Source organism: Bradyrhizobium ingae, from assembly GCF_055791185.1.
The window spans coordinates 139,168-156,462 of sequence record NZ_JBVUBB010000004.1 but is presented as its reverse complement, the minus strand read 5'-3'; the positions used below and the strand labels follow the sequence as shown (position 1 = coordinate 156,462).

The window sequence follows — 17,295 nt, the reverse complement described above, 5'->3', positions numbered from 1 at the left end:
ACAACCTAAAGCGCGATGACGATTCATCCTAGCCTGATCGCGCTTTAGTCCTTGGCGCGCTCGGCGTAAGAACCGTCTTCCGTCATCACCACGACGCGGGTGCCAACCGAGATGTGCGGCGGCACTGTGGTGCGGACGCCGTTGGAGAGCACTGCGGGCTTGTAGGAGGAGGAGGCAGTCTGGCCCTTGGTCACCGGCTCGGTCTCGACCACTTCCAGCGTCACGCGCTGCGGGAGCGCGATCGACACCGGGTTGGCGTCGTGCATGGACAGCTTGACGGTCATGCTCTCCTGGAGATAGGCCGCCGAGTTGCCGATGATGTCCTTGGAAACCTGGACCTGGTCATAGGTTTCCGGGTTCATGAAGTGGTAGCCGTCGCCGTCCTCATAGAGGAAGGTGTAGTTGCGCTCTTCGATCGTGACCTTCTCGACCTGGTCGGTGGTCTTGTACCGCTCGGAGATCTTTACCCCGTCGCTGATTCGGCGCATTTCGATCTGGCTGACCGGGGTGCCCTTGCCGGGATGGATGTTCTCGGCGGTCACGACGACGTAAAGCTTGCCGTCTTGCTCGATCACGTTGCCCTTGCGAATAGAACTGGCGATGACTCTCAAAGGTGTATTTCCTGCTTGCTTAGCCCGGCACCGGCCAGGGCGCGGTCAAATTGATGGGGGACTGGGGGCCTTGACTCGGACCTCGGCGCCCATTTCGGGCCGCAACATACTGATTTTGCCGTTGGATGCCAGCGTTTTGCTGCTCCCCGGGATTGTCCGTTGATGGTTGGGGACAAGCCCATCAGCCCGTTCTGGGCGCCCGACCGGCATATCGACCGGCGACCGTTCCTCCAGGCGAGGGGGGCGATCACGGCGGCCGTCCGGGCCTTCTTCGCCGAGCAGGGCTTTGTCGAGGTCGAAACCTCGGTTTTGCAGGTTTCGCCGGGCAATGAGACCCATCTGCATGCGCCCCGGACCGGGATCATGCGCCCCGACGGCAGCCGGGTGTCACGGTATTTACGGACTTCGCCGGAATTCGCCTGCAAGAAGCTGCTCGCGGCGGGAGAGACCCGGATTTTCGAGCTGGCGCGGGTGTTTCGCGACCGGGAGCGGGGCGACCTGCATCTGCCCGAATTTACCATGCTGGAGTGGTACCGCGCAGGCGCCCCCTATGACGCCATCATGGCCGACTGCATCGTGGTGATCGCACGCGCCGCGCAGGCGACGGGGATCGGCCAGTTCTCGTTCCGTGGCCGGACTGCCGACCCCTTTGCGGAGCCTGAGCTTCTGACCGTTGCCCATGCTTTCGAACAATTTGCAGGCATCGACCTGCTGTCGACCATTTCAGGCGACGAGGGCGATCGCGATGCGCTCGCCGCTGTCGCCGGAGCGAAGGTGCGCCTAGCTCAGGACGACACCTGGTCGGACATTTTCAGCAAGGTCCTGGTCGAGCATGTCGAGCCGCATCTGGGGCAGGGGCGTTTGACCATTTTGTTCGAATACCCATCTCCCGAGGCAGCGCTCGCACGGGCGAAGGCGGACGATCCGCGGGTGGCCGAACGGTTCGAGGTCTATGCCTGCGGAGTGGAGCTTGCCAACGGCTTTGGCGAATTGACTGATGCCGAGGAGCAGCGCCGGCGCTTTCAACTGTCGATGGCGGAGAAGCAGCGGCGCTATGGCGAGGCCTATCCGCTGGACGAGGACTTTCTCGCCGCCGTCGGCCAAATGCCGGAGGCGAGCGGCGTGGCGCTCGGCTTCGACCGGCTGGTGATGCTGGCGAGCGGCGCGTTGCGGATTGATCAGGTGGTGTGGACGCCGCCTCAAGGTGACAGATGACGAAGACCAATCTTGCGCGCACCTTGCGCGAGCCGGCCGAACTCGTGGAGCGCGGCCTCGCGCCGGCTTCGGAGCTCGCGGCGCTCGAGCGCGTCGCTGCGCGCTACGCGGTCGCGATCACGCCGGAGCTCGCCGGTCTCATCGACAGCTCCGATTCCGATGATCCCATCGCGCGGCAATTCGTTCCGAATGCCGCGGAACTTCAGGTGCAGTCGGGCGAAGATGCCGACCCGATCGGTGATCACGCCTGGTCGCCGGTCCCCGGCATCGTGCATCGCTATCCTGACCGGGTACTGTTCAAGCTCGTGCATGTCTGCGCGGTCTATTGCCGCTTCTGTTTTCGGCGGGAGATGGTCGGCCCGGGCAAGGAGAACGCGCTGTCGGCGAGCGCCTATCGCGCAGCGATCGCATATATCCGCGCGCACAGCGAGATCTGGGAGGTGATCCTCACCGGCGGCGATCCCATGATGCTGTCGCCGCGGCGAATGGGCGAGATCATGGCCGACCTGGCCGAAATCGATCACGTCAAGATCATCCGCCTGCACACCCGCGTGCCGGTTGCCGATCCCGATCGTGTCAGCGACGAAATGGTCGCCGCCTTGATGGTGAAGGGCGCCACGACCTGGGTCGCGCTGCACGCCAACCACGCCCGCGAGCTTACGGACAAGGCGCGCGCCGTCTGCGCGCGCCTCGTTGATGCCGGTATTCCCATGGTCAGCCAGTCCGTGCTGTTGCGCGGCGTCAACGACAGCGTCGCCGCTTTGTCGGATTTGATGCGTGCTTTCGTCGAATGCCGGATCAAGCCCTACTACCTGCATCTCGGCGATCTCGCGCCGGGCACGTCGCATCTGCGCACCACGCTTGCCGAGGGGCAGGACCTGATGCGCGAGCTGCGCGGCCGGGTGTCAGGCCTGTGCCAGCCGGAGTTCGTGCTCGATCTTCCCGGCGGTGCCGGTAAATCGCCAGTTGGCCCGAATTACGTGTTGGCGGCGCAAAATACCGCACCCACCGAAGGTGAAGCGGCATCGGAAACGCGCTATCGTATCGTTGACTATTGCGGCGACGTTCACCTCTATCCGCCGGAGAGCTGAGCGGACAAAACGAGGGCGCGCCGGCTTTTCGGAGTGGAGGAGCAGAATGAGAAAATTCGTCGTGGCACTGTCGCTGCTGGCCTTGTTCGGCGGCACGGCCATTGCGCAGACCGGCAGCAAGGGATCGGCGACATCGGGTCAATCCGCCGGCTCCGTGCCGCCCGCACCGGTCGGCCATCGCCAGCCGCGCGTCTCGGACGTGCCGAGCGAGAAGAACCTCAGCGATCCCAGTGATCCCCTGAGCAAGGAAAATCAGGCGCTCGACAAGAAGATCAAGAGCATCTGCCGCGGGTGTTAGCCGCGTAGCGAGCGGGCAGGGCGCGACAGCTCGCCCCGCCCGCAGGGGTCCGCCTAGGCAGTGCGTTCGTGGATGCCCGCGCGCTGTGCGTTCCGCCGGATCTCGACCGCGTCGGCCAGCTGCCCGAGCACCGTCGCCGTCGTCGCCCAGTCGATGCAGCCATCGGTGATGCTCTGGCCGTAAGTGAGCGGCTTGCCCGGCACCACGTCCTGGCGGCCGGCGACGAGATTGCTCTCGATCATCACGCCCATGATGCGGCTCTCGCCGCCGGCGATCTGGCCGGCGATGTCGGCGGTGACGATCGGCTGGTTCTCCGGCTTCTTGCTCGAATTGGCATGGCTTGCATCCACCATCAGGCGCGGCCCGACACCTGACTTGGCGAGCTCGTTGCAGGCCGCCGCAACGCTGGCGGCGTCGTAATTCGGCTTGCTGCCGCCGCGCAGGATGATGTGGCAGTCCTCGTTGCCCGCCGTCGACGCGATCGCCGAGCGGCCGCGCTTGGTCACCGCCATGAAATGGTGCGGATGGGCGGCTGACTTCACCGCGTCCGCAGCGATGCGGACATTACCGTCGGTTCCGTTCTTGAAGCCGACCGGGCAGGACAGCCCCGACGCCAGCTCGCGATGGATCTGGCTTTCCGTCGTGCGCGCGCCGATCGCAGCCCAGGACACGAGGTCGGCGATGTATTGCGGCGTCGTCATGTCGAGGAATTCAGCGCCGGCCGGCAGGCCCAGATTGTTCACCGCGGACAGCACGTTGCGCGCAAGGCGCAGGCCCTTGTTGATGTCGAAGCTGCCGTCGAGGTCGGGGTCGTTGATCAGGCCCTTCCAGCCGACCGTGGTCCGCGGCTTCTCGAAATAGACCCGCATCACGATCTCGAGCTGGTCGGCGAGATCCTCGCGCAGGCGCGCGAGCTTCTCGGCGTAGTCGATTGCGGCCTCGGGATCGTGCACGGAACAGGGGCCGACGACGACCAGAAGGCGGTCGTCCTGGCCATTGAGGATGGCGTGGATCGCGTTGCGCGCCGCCATCACCACGCGGGTTGCGGTGAGCGTGCGCGGAATTTCCCGCATCACCTCTTCCGGCGTGCTCAGCTCTTTCAGTTCGCGGATACGAAGATCGTCGGTCGTGCTCAGCACGGCGGGCTCCTGTTGTTGGAGAACCTGCCGGCCAATAAAAAAGCCGCCAGGTCTGGCGGCTGTTCGGATGTCTTGCTGCAATGTGTCAGATTGAGCGCGATCCTCCCGCCGCCAGCGAGCTGTCGTAGCTAAAGTACCAAAAATAGCTGGTGGCGGAGGTGATCATGGCGGGCTCTATAGCGCAGCCTCTGGGGCTTGTCACCCCCCCCAAACTCGAAAGGCGAGCCCAGCGCGCCGGTCAGGTGTTGCTGTTGCGCGCCGCAAGCGCGATGCCGATCAGCGTAGCGCCGCCGAACAGGAGGTTGATCCCGACGAGGATACCGATTGCCCAATCCGCCGAGCTCGGCAGGCCCGTGATGACCAGGAACGAAATCACGATGTCGACGAGGCCGGAGATCACGAGCCACGACCAGCGACCGGTCAGTTCGCGGCGATGCTCCAGCGCATACATGATGGTGGCGACGCCCTCGGCAAGGAAGTACGCCCCGAGCACGATCGTCAGCGTCAGCACCGCCTGCATCGGCCGCGCCAATAGGACCATGCCGGCGAGCACCGCCAGTGCCGCGGAGATCAGCGACCACCAGAAGCCCGGCATGTTGCGCGCCCAGAAGGTCACCACCAGCCCGCCGATACCGCTGATCAGGAACATCCAGCCCAGGAAAATCGTGATCGCGAGGCTTGCAAGCGGTGGCAGGATCAGCGCTGCGACGCCGAGAATGGCGAGCAGGATGCCTTCGAACAGGAAGGCTCTCCAATGCGCCTTGGCCGCCCGGCTCATGGCCGACTGCAAGCGCGTAAAATCCTCGGGCGGCGTCATGAAGGTCTCCAAGGCCGCAGGAACCAAATGCGGCTCACTTTAGTACGTGCGTACCGCAGTGACCACCCACCTCAGGGCGCGGATGAAAATCCTTCCGCGCTGGTACGGATGCGGTTGCGCCCGAGAATGTAGATCGCCGTTGTGACAACCAATAGGGCGATACCGAGCAGGATCGAGCTGAGACCAATTGGGATCAGCACCAGGGTCACGTTGTGGTCGGGATTGACCAGCCAGTGATGGATCGAGGTGAGCACGAAGGCGAGGCCGACAAAGCCGACACCACCGCCAATCACCAGCAGCGCCCACATCCGCCGAAGCTGGCTGAGGCGCTCGCGCGCGATCTCGGTGCGCGGCGCGTGGTGGCGCGCAACGCGGCGCACCAGGCGGATGGCGAAAGCGATCGAGCTGAAGCCGATCAGAAGGCTCGCTGCACCGAACCACATCCGCACATTTGGATCGAGGTCGGGCATCCGCTGCAGGGTCAGCAGCGGAAAATCGAAGCTCGCATGCAGGGCGAGGGGGCCCATCAGCATCAGGACGCGGCTCGAGAAACGCGCCCAGTCGCGATGATGGCGGTTGGCTCCTAACGCCGTGCCTGCGCGCGCAATCGTCAGATAGGCACCTGCAATGATGCCGAGCGCGCCGTGGAAGGGGACCGTGAGCACGCTGCGCAAGGCCGCCAGCGAGCGCCACATGTCGGCATGCTGCACGAGATAGGCAAGGTTTTCGTAGGCGGCAAAGCCGAGCCCGACCGCGGCACCATAGACCACCGTGTCCATCGGATTGGCAAAGGTCCGCCGCTTGGTCGAGGAGACAAGCACGATGGCGATGACCTTCACGGCTTCCTCCGGCAGCGCTACGCCGAAGATCGAATGCATGGCGAGCTCCGCCCATGGATTGTCCGGGGCAGCGACCATCCTGGCGAACGGTGCACGGGCGAGCCCCAGCAGCGAAATGCTGGCCGCACCGAGCAGGAAGGCGGTCCAGACCTGGGCCGGCGGGCCGGGGCGCTCCTCGGCGGCGATGACGAGCCAGAGCATCAACAAAGCCGGTGCGACGGCGGCCGTCCCGATCACGGTCGGCAATGCTTCAAGCAAGGTCATCATTGGCTGGACAATAGGTTCCCTTGGTCAGCTAATCCACTCGAAGCAATGCGACGATGTGTCATGCGCCTGCTGTCGCAACGCTTAACGATCCCGACAGCCCCGGTTCATCCGCGTTTCGCGCGAGAATCGAAAGCGCAAGCGCAATCAACCGCATAACAGTCTCCGCTTGATATCTACATCAAGAATTCCGCGCGCCGCACGGGCGCGCAATTAGTTAGACAAGTCAATGGGTTTCGATCGCTTCTTGGCTCTAGGGCAGACCTTGATGAGCCGCAGCCGGATAGCCTGATCGGGGGCGGCACGATGGATCATGCGCCCGACAAGGCAACACCTATGCCATCAGTTGCTCCGCGGCGCTCAACGTCCCGTGCAGAGGCGCAGCCTAGTGCAGCCCGCCTGTCGCCCCACCCGCATATGCGCTGTCGGCAGCTGATTGAGCGTCGGGCGAGATATCGAATGTGCCGAGATGGAATTCATCGCCGACCGCATCGGCTGACGGCACGTGTGCGAGAAGCGTGAAGGCCGCGTCGGGATATTGCTGCCAGACCTGGAGGTCTCCCTCCGTAATCGTCAGCCAGCCGAACGTGTACATGTAACGGCCGGGCTCGGTCACCCGACCGACGCGTTCCCAGGTGATCTTGTTGACAGCCATTCGGTCTCCGGTCGCAAGCGAGCAATGACAACGATGGCCGCGCAAGGCACGGTCGACACCAGTTTGCCTGAGCAATTTGGGCCAAGGCAAGGCGATCGGTCGAACTCGGTTAAGGCGGGGTCGCGACCTCAGGAGCCAGTCCGTTGATCTGGGTCAAGGCGAAGCGGTTCCGCTGCCGGAATGTCTGCCTTCGTTTGGCATTGATGGCGCGGGAAGGGATCATGCAGGACGCGAGGCAGGTTGGCCTGGGGCTGCTGGTGGCAATAGTGCTGGGGCAAAGCGCGCAAGCCCAGGTCACGGTCGACGTCTCCAGGATCACCTGCGAGCAGTATACGACCCAGCGCTTCACGCACATGAGGACAGTCAACGTCTGGCTGAGCGGCTACTATGCGGGGCTTCGCAACAATCCCGTGGTCGATACCCAGGCGCTTGAGAAGACCGCCGACCGGATTGCACGATTTTGCGAGTCCCATCGCGACGTGAAGCTGCTCGACGCAGTAGAGGCCGTCGCGAAATAGCCTGAGGTCGGTCGGCGACGTCAGGCCGTGGCACCGGCTTCGATCGCGCGATCGTCTCGGCTGCACCATTGCGCAGCGGCTTGCTGCTTCCTAGAGTCGCTATGCGGGCAGGTTCCATGGCGGGTGAGACGTGAAGGAAAATCACAATGCGCGCGTTCCCGTTTGTTGCGATCGCAATCCTCTCGTTCGGGCAAGCTCAAGCCCAGACCAAGGAGCAGGCTCCCAAGCCAAGCACATGCTTCTATACGATCGGAGCCCAATCCTATGACGTTCCCGTTGGCGTGAAGCTCTGCCGACGTTCACCGCCGCCCTATGAGAGCCAATACTCCCTCCAGCAATGTGGCCCCCCGCTCGAGGAGATCGCCCTGGTGAAGCGCGGCGATCCCCGTTGTGAGCGCTACGAGAATCGGCAGTAGGTACGCTTTCGGGAACTCGAACGGCGAGCCGTCGCCGACCACGCACCGGCACGCGGACCGCTACGTGGCCGTGACAGTCGGCATGAGGTCGGACGATGGAGGCAATGAGGGCGCGGGTTCCGGCGAGGCGATATGGAACCTTACCGCCCAATGAGCAGAACGATGACGCCCAGGAAAATGGCGAGGCCGATAGCGGGGATGACGATCCAGGCTGTTTCATTCCTCATGCCGTCGCATAGGCCAATGTTTGCGGTATCGCGATAGCTATACGTTGGTTTCGGAACCTTCTTGCGTGCTTCGCATTGGCACGATCCGCACAGCCTCGTAAGCGCAACACTGCCAACGGAGCGAGAAGTGGCAAGACGAAGTCTGCCATCTTGTTGCTCCAGGTCTGATTGTAAAAGCTCCCCATGCCATCTGCAGGACAGACAGGACCAGGATTCAGCCGTATCGTCGCGATTTGCCTCGCGATCTACGCTCTCGGATTGCCGGTCATGATTTGGATTGGACGCGACTACAAGCCAAGTTCAATACCTCACGGGACGAAGATCGCACTCCTGTTTCCAAGGCCAGAACCGCCGTGGTGGTCGGCGCCAGTGAATGGTTTCGCATCTCCCGAGGAATGGAGCCATGTCCTCATCTACGAGAACACGTCTCCGCTTCCCAAGGGCCGCTACAAACTAAATCCACGTGAGGCGGCGCGTTACATCCGATTCAAGGCCAGCGACACCACAGATCCAGAAGCCAATGGCCGCCGCTATTGGGCCGTTTTGCCCTGAGCCGCGACAAGATCGCGAGAACATCGAACGCGTAAAGCTGCACTTCCTGATCGTGCTTGCCGGAGTGCAGCGCGTTGAAGTCGGAAATGCCGTCGACGCCGAGGATCACGGCCTCGTCGTCGATACGAAGTGCTTCTGCCGGTTCATCAGCGCGGCCTCGGCGATCGATGGATAGCGCTTGGTCCAGTCGCTCCCGTTGCGAGACAGCAGGCGTACGCGAGCGTCTTCCCGGATGACAGCATCCGGTAGCCATCATGCTTCACCTCGTGGATGCAGTCCGGTCCTGATGGGACCTGCTTGCCGGCGGTCGCCAGGCAGAGTTCGTACGCCCTACTGTCTCTAAGCCTAGTGGATTCCGGATGATTACCGTGAGTAGGGGTACCCTAATTCCGGTTTCGCCATGGAATCAAAGGGTCCAAGAGTGGAACGAGAATGTTCCCCGTCGAACGTCTGCGCTTCCAAGGCGTTTTAGAGTGGAGCGAATTTCATGACGGGAGGAGATCGTGAAACGCCTGCGGTTCAAACCAGACAAAGCGCTGGGAGAACAACTGATCAAGGAAGCCCGGCTAGCAAGGGAAAAGGCACTACAACTACCAGCGGGCAAGGAACGTGATGACCTATTGAGGAAGGCCCACGAGGCCGACATCACCGCCCGTATCGATGAATGGTTAAATTCACCAGGCCTTAAGCCGCCCATCTAGAAGCAAGGCCGCCTCATTGGCGGCCTCTGCTTTCAAGTGTCGCACATGGGTGCCGCTCTCGTGCAGCGTCGGACCTTCAGCATAAGAGAATTGATTTGCGGTATCGCGATGCCCGATCCGCGATCTAGTGATGGTAGCTAGCGGCTCACGCTGGCGAGTCTCCAATCAAAGGAGAGAGACGATAGTCAGCAGACCTATCGCGGCCAAAGTCCATGCCAGCCAATGAATCATCCACTGCCGATCACGCGTCATTGCGGTGCCCGCTCGGATTTCTGATCATCCGCAGAAGGCGCGCCGGATAGCTAAGCTGAGTTGAGTTAGATCAATGAAAGATCAGCACGAGGGCCGAGAACGCCGCTACGGATAGCGCGCCGGCAGCGAGTACTATCGACTGAAATAGCCGGTCATTCCCCATGCGCGTATCGTCACACGGATGGTGTCGGGCAGCTATGTAGTTTGTGCCAGGAAGCGGCAAATGTCTGCGGCTGAAAGCCGCGTCAGCGGGGTACCACGAGTGTATGGAGGCGAACAGATCAGTGACCTGCGTCAGTCTATGATCACTCGCTTGGCCTGCAGCCAAGCACCTCCAACGGCCCCGGCCTTCCCACGCAACTCCTACGCCCCCCGGCCGGGGCCGTCTTTGACTCAAAGCCCCGAAGGCGGGGCGCCTGTCTTCAAGAGCCGCACACCGTTCCCAGACTCGTGCAGCTTGAGCCAGCCGCGCTCGACCGCGGCCTTGATCCAGCGCCAAACTCAGGGGCGTTGGCTTTGAGCTTGTAGAGGAACGGCGCGTTGATCTTCTCGACGCGGATGCGGCCGTCCTGGACGGCTTCGACGCCTGCGGCGAGCCGCGACCAGCTTGCGCGCTGCGGCTTCCGGGTTGGCATAGGGAAGCCGCGTCTCAAGTTTCCGAGCAGCTCTTCCTGGCGGCCGGATGCGGCGGAGCGCTCTTCCTGCCGTTTCGCATCGGATGCGGCACCGGCGCTGAAGAACGCGAGGCTGCAATCATCGCGCTCACCGCGTCCCTCAAGCAGGGTCCAATTCAGAATTCCGAAACTCACGGACCACTTCCGTTCGCGTTAGAGCGAAGCGTTAACGACCGCGATTTAGCGCGCGAAAAGACCGCTCAGTGGCTTACGAAAGCCGGGCCGGGAGGCGGGCTCATGGGTTCGAGTTCAGGTGTAAACGGACTTAGATCCGTCTGGAACGAAATGTGGCCCACCGGAACGGTCGTTCCAAAAAGCGGATCAATCAGAGCCAAATTGTTGAATGATTTTAAGGCGCGACTTCAGGCGATGGCGCTCCCTAGCGGAATCGAACCGCTCTCTCCACCGTGAAAGGGTGGCGTCCTAACCGATAGACGAAGGGAGCAAGACTTGCACCGTGCCGGGGCCCGAACGAGTCGTCCCCGGAATGCCCTGCGGCGGGCGAACGTATAGTGGCCTTTGGGCGGTGGGGCAAGCCATTCGGGAACGTCTTTTGGGACCGGTGGAGAAACTCGCCCTGGGAAAGTTCTGGCGCTTTTTCAACGGTTTCTTAGGATTTCCTGCGGTAGCGCTGGATCGGGAGATTTTCTGGTCATGGCCGCAACCAAGAAGCGGGAAGCACGCAAATTGCTGTCGCAGCAGGCCTGGATCACGCTCGAGGGCGGGTTCGCCGCGCGGCAGTGCCTCGTGGCCGACATCTCCAGCTCGGGCGCCCGCATCACGCTTGACGAGGACGCGGCTCAACTGCCCGGCATTATCCGGCTGGCCTTCGCGCGCGATGCCCGGACCGGGCGGAGCTGCCAGGTGATCTGGCGGCGCGGCAAGTCCGCCGGAATCAAATTCATCTGACCTACGTCCCGCCGGTCCTCATGGAAATCGGACCTTGCCCGCGCTACAAGACGGCATGCGCGCTCTCTCCATCATCGCTATCGGCTGTCTCGTAATCTCGTCGGCTCGTGCCGAGACGGCGCGCCTGCCCAGCCCGGAGCGGTCGCCCCAGACCGGCAAGGTGCTGCCGCTCAAGGGCACGGGGAGCGCCAGCACTTGCGCCGCCTACGGTCCCGGCTTCGTTCGCGTCGAGAGCACCGGAAGCTGCGTGAAGATCGGCGGCACGCTGGATGTCGGTGTTACCGCCTCGAGCCGCCGCTAGCGGTGCATGCCGTCGACCGGGCTGTCGCTCGACATCATCGTCCCCGTCCTGATCTATTGTGCGCTGCTCTGGTGGGTCGGTCGCGGCATGAGCTGGACCGCGCGGCTTGCGACCGCCGCCGTCACGCTGGTGCTGGTCGTTTGTGTGCTGCTGGTCGAGCGCGGCTGGCGTTAGGGCATGATCCGGACCCGAAGGGCCGCGAAGCGGAAAGTGGGCACCGGTTTTCAGAACAGGTCATGCCCCAAAGAATAGCCCTTCAGGACATCGGCGGTGCGACATACTTTGCAAAGCCCGGCCGGCTCGCGAGCTCTGCGAACCAGCGGCTCAGATTGGAAAGCGTTGGGCGCGTGATGCCCTCGACGCCGAGCCAGCGCCGCGCATAGGCGCCGAGTGCGATGTCGGCAATGCTGAAGTCGTCGCCCTCGACGAAGCGGCGTGTCGCGAGCTGTTGATCGAGGATGCGCCAGACCTCGGTCGCCGCATCTGCATCCTTCTGGATCTGCACCATGTTGCGTTCGGCGGGCGGCGTGCGAACGATTCCCCAGAACACCGGACGATCGGCCGGCTGTAGCGTCGAGAGCGTCCAGTCGAGCCAGCGGTCGACGCCGGCGCGTCGTCTCGCTGCTTGCGGATAGATCGTCGTGTCCTGACGATAGGCGAGACAGAGGTAGCGCATGATGGAATTGGATTCCCACAACACGTAGTCGCCGTCGACGAGTGTTGGGATGCGCGAATTGGGGTTCATCGCGAGATAGTCGGCCTCGCGGGTGCGGCCGAACTGCATGCCGGCATCGATGCGCTCGAAGGCAAGATCGAGCTCGGTCAGGCACCACAGCACCTTTTGCACGTTGACCGAATTGGCGCGCCCCCAGACCATCAGTTGCGGCTTATGCTCCGCCACGTTGCTTCTCCCGCGTTCATGCTTTGCTGCGGTTGATAGCGAAATCTCGCGCATCGCGCGAGCGGTGTTCGCGAAGCCGTCTCATGCAAAAAGCTCCGCCAGGGGCGGAGCTTTCAGACGCATCCGACAACCGGTGACAGGCGTCAGTGGCCGAAGAAAAGCCACAGCAGAATGATCACCGGGATCGGCACGCCAAGTAACCACAGCAACAGCCCTCTCGCCATTTGCGTCCTCCTCCAGATGTCCTCGTTGAGGAGAGAACGCCCAGGGGCAGGGCTCGTTCCAGGCGGAACGCGCGTGCTGCTTACCAGTGACCGGTGTTCGGCATCGACTGCCACGGCTCCTGCGGCGGCTTCGGATCGCCCTTCTGAAGCAGCTCGATCGAATGCAGGTCGGGCGACCGGACGAACGCCATGTTGCCGTCGCGTGGCGGGCGGTTGATCGTGATGCCTGCCTTCATCAACCGATCGCAGGTCGCGTAGATGTCGTCGACCTCATAGGCGAGGTGACCGAAATAGCGGTCCTCACCGTACTTCTCCTCGTCCCAATTGTAGGTGAGCTCGACCAGCGGCGCCCCGCGCGTCGAGGGCTGCTTCTTCAGCGCTTCGAGATCGTCCGCCGAGCACAGGAATACGAGCGTAAAGCGTCCCTTGTCGTTTTCGATCCGCCGCACCTCCTTCAAGCCGAGCGCGTCCTGGTAGAATTTCAGCGCGACGTCGAGATTGCGCACGCGCAGCATGGTGTGGAGGTAACGCATGGTCTTTTCTCCCTGGCGGTCTTTGACTGAGGCAGGCTTGGTTCGGCAGTTCCATAGCAGCAAACGCGCAGCGAGGGCAGGGGAGGAGCGTTCAAGCGGCTGCATGGCAGGCTCGCGCTTCACGCCGCCGCTCGACGCTGTCGGCGCCAAGTTGTATCGTCGGGTCCGCCATGAAAAACGGGCTCTATTCCATCCACATCCACATGCTCGACGGCGTGAAGGGCCGCGACAGTGGGGTGCTGGTGCTGCGCGACGGGGTGCTGCTCGGCGGCGGGCCATATTTCTGGTCGCAAGGCTCGTATACGATCGGCAACGGCACTTGGAAGGGCGAGCTTGCCACCAATCAGCACACGCCATTTGCCGATCCCTTTGTCCGCCCGTTGTTCGGCGGCCAGGAGGTCAACAGCGGCTTCTCCGGCACGTTCACCGATAAGGAGGCGGAAGTGTTCGGCACCGTGCTGGTCGGCAATCGCAGCCTCAGCTTTCGCGCGACGTTGAAGCGGCTCGCCGACATCTGATCACGCGGCGGAAAGCGCTCCGCGGCAAAGCCTAACGAAAGCTTTCACGAGATCGGATAACCCTATTCGGTTAGGTTAAAAGCCGGATCGCGTTGCAGTTCCGACGCATTGGGATAGGTGTCGGCAGGCAAGCCGAAACGAGAGAGCCAGGCACAATGGCCATGACACCACCTTCGACGCTGTCCTTCTACCAGGCCGACCGACAGACCTTTCGTCGTGTCGCGGTCGTCGGCATGTTGTTCTGCGCCGCCTTTGTGGCGATCAGCCTTTCGCTGCGTCCGCAGGTGGAAGACGGGTCACACGTGCTCGTGAAGGCCGACCGGCTGGTGCGGACGGCAGGACAGCCGCCGCAGACGCGCTGAGCGCGCCGCCGCTCGAATCCTATCGCTGCAAATGTGAGTCATCGCCGGGGCCGCGAGCCCGCGAGGCGCTGCGCGCGGCCAGCGCCAGGAATCCGGCGTACCCAACCAGGTTGAGCAGGACTTCAAGCCACGCTGGCATCGCAGCCTCTTTGCGCGAACGAGGATGGCCAACGCGCTAAGGGCGGGTTTGTTCCGGGAGCAGACGAGAAAATTGGTCAGGTTCCGGAGGTTGGGTCCAGCCGTCGCCCAAGACTCGAAACCGAGTTTGTCGAAGGAGCGTCTTTCAGGAACTCGGCAATCGCGCGGGCAAGTTCGCGATCGCTCATCGGCGTCGGTGGCGGGCGCAAGGCGCCGACACCGAAGCTGCGGACGATCTCCTCATAGTGTTTATCCTGGCGTCTGGGGATCAGCCTGCGGATGCGGGCCAGCAATGCGGATATCGGCAAACGGACCTCCTCACATGCCCTCCCCATTGGCAAAGGGGCGCCTCTGCTGCCACCGCGCCCTGAAACCGAAAACCCCGCCAACACCGCGGAGGATGCTGACGGGGTCTTCGTGCTTTCACCTCGACCCGGATGGCGGAGGCTGCCGCACTTGGAAATCAAATGCGCCCGCAAGCCGGTTCGTTCCAGGGCGGTGCGAGTTTTTTTTCGAATGGCAGCGGTTTCGCCCACATCGATTGCCCGCAACCATCGGACGGTGCAGGCGTTGGTCCTCCACGAGCGATGGAGGAGAAAGCGCATGAGAAAGACTTTGGCAGTTCTGGCCACGGTTGCGGCCGTCGGAGCTACCGCGATTGCGGCACCGGCAGAGGCGCGCGGGCGCGGCATCGGACCGGGTCTCGCGTTCGGTCTTGCGGCCGGCGCACTCACAGCGGGCGCGATCGCTGCGTCCCATCCTTATTATTATGGTCCGGGCTACTATGACTATGGTCCGAGCTATTACGGACCGGGTCCCTACGCCTACTATGGCGGACCGGTCTATTACCGGCACCATCACTGGCGTCATTGGTAAAACCAGACGCCAAAACGAAAAGCCCGGAGCGGCGCTCCGGGCTTTTTGCTTGATCAATCCAAAACGGCCTTACGGCCAAAGCGACGGCCGCTCGACCTTGCGGGCGTTCTCCAGCGTCGAGACAAAATATTCCTCTCGCTCGCGTTTGAATTTTTCCTGTGTCGCACGAAAAGCGGCGACGCGCGCGGCGATCTCTTCTCGATCCCTTGCTTTACGCTGTTCTTCTTCTGTCATGTCCATCCCCTTCTTACCAACTGACCTCAAGCGCTGCCGCCGCATCGCGTTGAGTCGGATTCGAACGGTTGCATTGATCGACCTCGAATGGGGCGTCAATGGGGACGAGGCATTGCCGGATTGTGATAAGCGACGGAGCGGAAAAATTTGCCGACCTCGTCGCGCTTCATGGTGGATAAGCGCGTCAACAACCTTGCCGCTTGCGCGCTCTGCCGCTAGCCCCAGATAGGCAAATCAGGCGTCGCTGCGACGACGAAGATCGATCTCCGAGCGACAAAGGACGACGTTGGCAGCGCGGGCGTCATTTGTGATGAGAGAGATCATCGCGATCGGTCGGACGTGCTATAGGTGGCACGTTCGCGCACGGGATGGCTGCTTGTGATTGCATCAGATCTTCGCACCGGCGTCGACAGGCTCGGCGACATGATCGCCACCGCACGCAGCATCTTGCCGTTCACGGGAGCGGGCATCTCGACCGAGTGCGGCATCCCCGATTTCCGCTCGCCGGGTGGATTGTGGACTCGTAACCGTCCGATCCCGTTCGACGAATTCGTCGCGAGCCAGGAGGCGCGGGACGAATCCTGGCGCCGCCGTTTCGCGATGGAGCCGACCTTTGCCGCGGCAAAGCCCGGACGCGGCCATCGTGCGCTGGCCTCGCTCTACCGTGCCGGCAAGGCTCCCGCCGTCATCACTCAGAACATCGACAACCTGCACCAGGCATCGGGCTTCGCTCCCGACCACGTGATTGAACTCCACGGCAATACCACTTACGCGCGCTGCATCGGCTGCGGCGAGGCCTATCAGCTCGACTGGGTGAAGCAGAGGTTCGACGCAGAAGGCGCCGCGCCCGACTGCACCGTGTGCGCCGAACCGGTGAAGACGGCGACGATCTCGTTCGGGCAGGCGATGCCGGAAGATGCGATGCAGCGTGCGACCGAGCTTGTGCAGCAGTGCGATCTCTTCATCGCGATCGGTTCCTCGCTCGTGGTTTGGCCGGCGGCGGGCTTTCCGATGATGGCGAAGAATTGCGGAGCGCGTCTCGTGATCATCAACCGCGAGCCGACCGAGCAGGACGACATCGCCGATCTCGTGATCCACCACGACATCGGCGAGACCTTGGGACCCTTCGTCGGTAACTGACGTCGAATTTGATTCGCGCCTGTGCAAGGCTGTTCATAGGTTCCGGCGAATCTCTTTTTTGTCTATGCGTCGCAACCGGGAGTGTTATCTTTTGATTCGAGAGATTCGTGTGGCGTCATGGTGAGAAGTTCTCGTCCTGACGCGTGATTCGGCACCGTCGCTGAGGGCGGTTTGCCTTTGATGTGTGAGGTCCGGGGTTATGGGGTCGTCGGACGGATTCGAGTCCAAAAAGGTCGGAGTTCCAGCGCCGGGCGCGTCGTCTGGGCGGCTGGCACCGGGCGACATCGCAGGTGTCGGTCGCGATACAGCGCTCAATCCCTTCACCGGGCTTGGTGAAGGGAGTGCCAATCTTGTCGAAGTCACGGGCGTCATCAAATGGTTCGACGCTTCGAAGGGCTACGGTTTTATCGTTCCCGACAATGGCTGGCCCGACGTGCTCCTGCACGTAACCGTGCTCAGGCGCGACGGTTTCCAGACCGCATATGAGGGGGCACGCATCGTCGTCGAGTGCATCCAGCGCGCCAAGGGCTATCAGGCGTTCCGCGTCGTCTCGATGGACGAGTCGACCGCGATCCATCCCGCGCAGATGCTGCCGCCGCGCACCCATGTCACGGTGACGCCGACCAGCGGGCTGGAGCGGGCGCAGGTCAAATGGTTCAACCGGCTGCGCGGCTTCGGCTTCTTGACCTGTGGCGAGGGCACGCCTGACATCTTCGTGCACATGGAGACGCTGCGCCGCTTCGGCATGACCGAGTTGCGGCCGGGCCAGTATGTGCTGGTCCGCTTTGGGCCGGGCTCGAAGGGCATGATGGCCGCCGAGATCCATCCCGAGACCGGATCGCCTGGGCTCCAGTCCCACTAGCCACGAAATCTCCCTGTCGGCTGTTCCC

Annotated in this window: 25 protein-coding genes and 1 tRNA gene; 14 read left to right on the top strand and 12 right to left on the bottom strand. The window is 62.7% G+C overall.

What is annotated here, in order from left to right:
• Nucleotides 1-44: 44 nt before the first annotated feature.
• On the bottom strand, nt 45-611 hold the full coding sequence (gene efp, locus ACV1FX_RS07950) for an elongation factor P (protein ID WP_458149597.1): 567 nt from the start codon (nt 609-611) through the stop codon (nt 45-47).
• Nucleotides 612-773: 162 nt separating this feature from the next.
• Here efp and epmA point away from each other — a divergent pair, with 162 nt between their 5' ends.
• From epmA to ACV1FX_RS07935, 3 genes are read left to right on the top strand one after another with little or no spacing between them, the layout of a single operon-like run.
• Nucleotides 774-1,826: an EF-P lysine aminoacylase EpmA gene (gene epmA / locus ACV1FX_RS07945; protein ID WP_473116991.1), complete on the top strand. Its 1,053-nt coding sequence runs from the start codon at nt 774-776 to the stop codon at nt 1,824-1,826.
• Complete coding sequence (locus tag ACV1FX_RS07940; protein ID WP_473116990.1) at nt 1,823-2,917, top strand: lysine-2,3-aminomutase-like protein; 1,095 nt, start codon at nt 1,823-1,825, stop codon at nt 2,915-2,917. Before epmA ends, ACV1FX_RS07940 begins: the two co-directional genes overlap by 4 nt.
• A 46-nt stretch (nt 2,918-2,963) precedes the next feature.
• On the top strand, nt 2,964-3,215 hold the full coding sequence (locus ACV1FX_RS07935; protein WP_473116989.1) for a hypothetical protein: 252 nt from the start codon (nt 2,964-2,966) through the stop codon (nt 3,213-3,215).
• A gap of 53 nt (nt 3,216-3,268) precedes the next feature.
• Here ACV1FX_RS07935 and ACV1FX_RS07930 read toward each other — a convergent pair whose 3' ends face one another.
• The 4 genes from ACV1FX_RS07930 to ACV1FX_RS07915 all read right to left on the bottom strand — a co-directional run bounded on the left by ACV1FX_RS07930 (nt 3,269) and on the right by ACV1FX_RS07915 (nt 6,929).
• Entirely contained in the window at nt 3,269-4,354 is a 1,086-nt protein-coding gene (locus ACV1FX_RS07930) for a 3-deoxy-7-phosphoheptulonate synthase (RefSeq protein ID WP_473116988.1), read from the bottom strand.
• Nucleotides 4,355-4,592: 238 nt separating this feature from the next.
• On the bottom strand, nt 4,593-5,171 hold the full coding sequence (locus ACV1FX_RS07925) for an HdeD family acid-resistance protein (protein WP_473116987.1): 579 nt from the start codon (nt 5,169-5,171) through the stop codon (nt 4,593-4,595).
• Nucleotides 5,172-5,242: 71 nt separating this feature from the next.
• A complete protein-coding gene (locus tag ACV1FX_RS07920; RefSeq protein WP_473116986.1) occupies nt 5,243-6,274 on the bottom strand; it encodes a PrsW family intramembrane metalloprotease in 1,032 nt (343 codons plus the stop codon).
• A 385-nt stretch (nt 6,275-6,659) separates the two neighbouring features.
• Nucleotides 6,660-6,929 carry a hypothetical protein gene (locus ACV1FX_RS07915; protein ID WP_473116985.1) on the bottom strand — a complete coding sequence of 90 codons (270 nt, stop codon included), beginning with the start codon at nt 6,927-6,929 and terminating at the stop codon, nt 6,660-6,662.
• A gap of 143 nt (nt 6,930-7,072) precedes the next feature.
• Here ACV1FX_RS07915 and ACV1FX_RS07910 point away from each other — a divergent pair, with 143 nt between their 5' ends.
• Nucleotides 7,073-7,447, top strand: coding sequence for an HdeA/HdeB family chaperone (locus ACV1FX_RS07910; protein WP_473116984.1), 375 nt, complete (start codon nt 7,073-7,075; stop codon nt 7,445-7,447).
• Between the two features lie 146 nt (nt 7,448-7,593).
• Nucleotides 7,594-7,863 carry a hypothetical protein gene (locus ACV1FX_RS07905; RefSeq protein ID WP_473116983.1) on the top strand — a complete coding sequence of 90 codons (270 nt, stop codon included), beginning with the start codon at nt 7,594-7,596 and terminating at the stop codon, nt 7,861-7,863.
• 714 nt (nt 7,864-8,577) lie between these two features.
• On the opposite strand, the gene ACV1FX_RS07900 is transcribed toward ACV1FX_RS07905, so the two are convergent.
• On the bottom strand, nt 8,578-8,898 hold the full coding sequence (locus ACV1FX_RS07900; protein ID WP_473116982.1) for a hypothetical protein: 321 nt from the start codon (nt 8,896-8,898) through the stop codon (nt 8,578-8,580).
• Between the two features lie 247 nt (nt 8,899-9,145).
• Here ACV1FX_RS07900 and ACV1FX_RS07895 point away from each other — a divergent pair, with 247 nt between their 5' ends.
• Nucleotides 9,146-9,343 (top strand): hypothetical protein, encoded by a 198-nt coding sequence (locus ACV1FX_RS07895; protein WP_473116981.1) that lies wholly within the window; start codon nt 9,146-9,148, stop codon nt 9,341-9,343.
• Between the two features lie 674 nt (nt 9,344-10,017).
• Here ACV1FX_RS07895 and ACV1FX_RS07890 read toward each other — a convergent pair.
• On the bottom strand, nt 10,018-10,404 hold the full coding sequence (locus ACV1FX_RS07890; protein WP_473116980.1) for a hypothetical protein: 387 nt from the start codon (nt 10,402-10,404) through the stop codon (nt 10,018-10,020).
• A gap of 235 nt (nt 10,405-10,639) precedes the next feature.
• Nucleotides 10,640-10,714: transfer RNA gene (locus ACV1FX_RS07885), tRNA-Glu, on the bottom strand.
• 209 nt (nt 10,715-10,923) lie between these two features.
• Between ACV1FX_RS07885 and ACV1FX_RS07880 the strand changes: the two genes are divergently transcribed.
• Genes ACV1FX_RS07880 through ACV1FX_RS07870 form a run of 3 tightly spaced genes read left to right on the top strand, consistent with a single transcriptional unit; the run spans nt 10,924 to nt 11,653 of the window.
• Nucleotides 10,924-11,178: a PilZ domain-containing protein gene (locus ACV1FX_RS07880; protein ID WP_473116979.1), complete on the top strand. Its 255-nt coding sequence runs from the start codon at nt 10,924-10,926 to the stop codon at nt 11,176-11,178.
• 34 nt (nt 11,179-11,212) lie between these two features.
• On the top strand, nt 11,213-11,479 hold the full coding sequence (locus tag ACV1FX_RS07875) for a hypothetical protein (RefSeq protein ID WP_473116978.1): 267 nt from the start codon (nt 11,213-11,215) through the stop codon (nt 11,477-11,479).
• Nucleotides 11,480-11,485: 6 nt separating this feature from the next.
• Nucleotides 11,486-11,653 (top strand): hypothetical protein, encoded by a 168-nt coding sequence (locus ACV1FX_RS07870; RefSeq protein ID WP_473116977.1) that lies wholly within the window; start codon nt 11,486-11,488, stop codon nt 11,651-11,653.
• A gap of 82 nt (nt 11,654-11,735) precedes the next feature.
• Here the strand turns inward: ACV1FX_RS07870 and ACV1FX_RS07865 are convergent, their stop codons facing one another.
• Entirely contained in the window at nt 11,736-12,356 is a 621-nt protein-coding gene (locus tag ACV1FX_RS07865) for a glutathione S-transferase family protein (protein ID WP_473117215.1), read from the bottom strand.
• Nucleotides 12,357-12,684: 328 nt separating this feature from the next.
• Nucleotides 12,685-13,137, bottom strand: a complete 453-nt coding sequence (locus ACV1FX_RS07860) for a VOC family protein (protein ID WP_473116976.1) — start codon at nt 13,135-13,137, stop codon at nt 12,685-12,687.
• A gap of 170 nt (nt 13,138-13,307) precedes the next feature.
• Here ACV1FX_RS07860 and ACV1FX_RS07855 point away from each other — a divergent pair, with 170 nt between their 5' ends.
• Together ACV1FX_RS07855 and ACV1FX_RS07850 are read left to right on the top strand one after the other, a co-directional pair.
• Entirely contained in the window at nt 13,308-13,655 is a 348-nt protein-coding gene (locus ACV1FX_RS07855; RefSeq protein WP_473116975.1) for a GrlR family regulatory protein, read from the top strand.
• A 161-nt stretch (nt 13,656-13,816) separates the two neighbouring features.
• Nucleotides 13,817-14,017: a hypothetical protein gene (locus tag ACV1FX_RS07850; protein WP_473116974.1), complete on the top strand. Its 201-nt coding sequence runs from the start codon at nt 13,817-13,819 to the stop codon at nt 14,015-14,017.
• Between the two features lie 215 nt (nt 14,018-14,232).
• On the opposite strand, the gene ACV1FX_RS07845 is transcribed toward ACV1FX_RS07850, so the two are convergent.
• Complete coding sequence (locus ACV1FX_RS07845; protein ID WP_473116973.1) at nt 14,233-14,448, bottom strand: hypothetical protein; 216 nt, start codon at nt 14,446-14,448, stop codon at nt 14,233-14,235.
• 310 nt (nt 14,449-14,758) lie between these two features.
• Here ACV1FX_RS07845 and ACV1FX_RS07840 point away from each other — a divergent pair, with 310 nt between their 5' ends.
• On the top strand, nt 14,759-15,031 hold the full coding sequence (locus ACV1FX_RS07840; protein ID WP_473116972.1) for a hypothetical protein: 273 nt from the start codon (nt 14,759-14,761) through the stop codon (nt 15,029-15,031).
• A 69-nt stretch (nt 15,032-15,100) separates the two neighbouring features.
• Here ACV1FX_RS07840 and ACV1FX_RS07835 read toward each other — a convergent pair whose 3' ends face one another.
• On the bottom strand, nt 15,101-15,271 hold the full coding sequence (locus ACV1FX_RS07835; protein ID WP_473116971.1) for a hypothetical protein: 171 nt from the start codon (nt 15,269-15,271) through the stop codon (nt 15,101-15,103).
• 372 nt (nt 15,272-15,643) lie between these two features.
• Here ACV1FX_RS07835 and ACV1FX_RS07830 point away from each other — a divergent pair, with 372 nt between their 5' ends.
• Complete coding sequence (locus ACV1FX_RS07830; protein ID WP_473116970.1) at nt 15,644-16,405, top strand: SIR2 family NAD-dependent protein deacylase; 762 nt, start codon at nt 15,644-15,646, stop codon at nt 16,403-16,405.
• 199 nt (nt 16,406-16,604) lie between these two features.
• Nucleotides 16,605-17,267 (top strand): cold-shock protein, encoded by a 663-nt coding sequence (locus ACV1FX_RS07825; RefSeq protein WP_473116969.1) that lies wholly within the window; start codon nt 16,605-16,607, stop codon nt 17,265-17,267.
• The last annotated feature ends 28 nt before the right edge of the window (nt 17,268-17,295 follow it).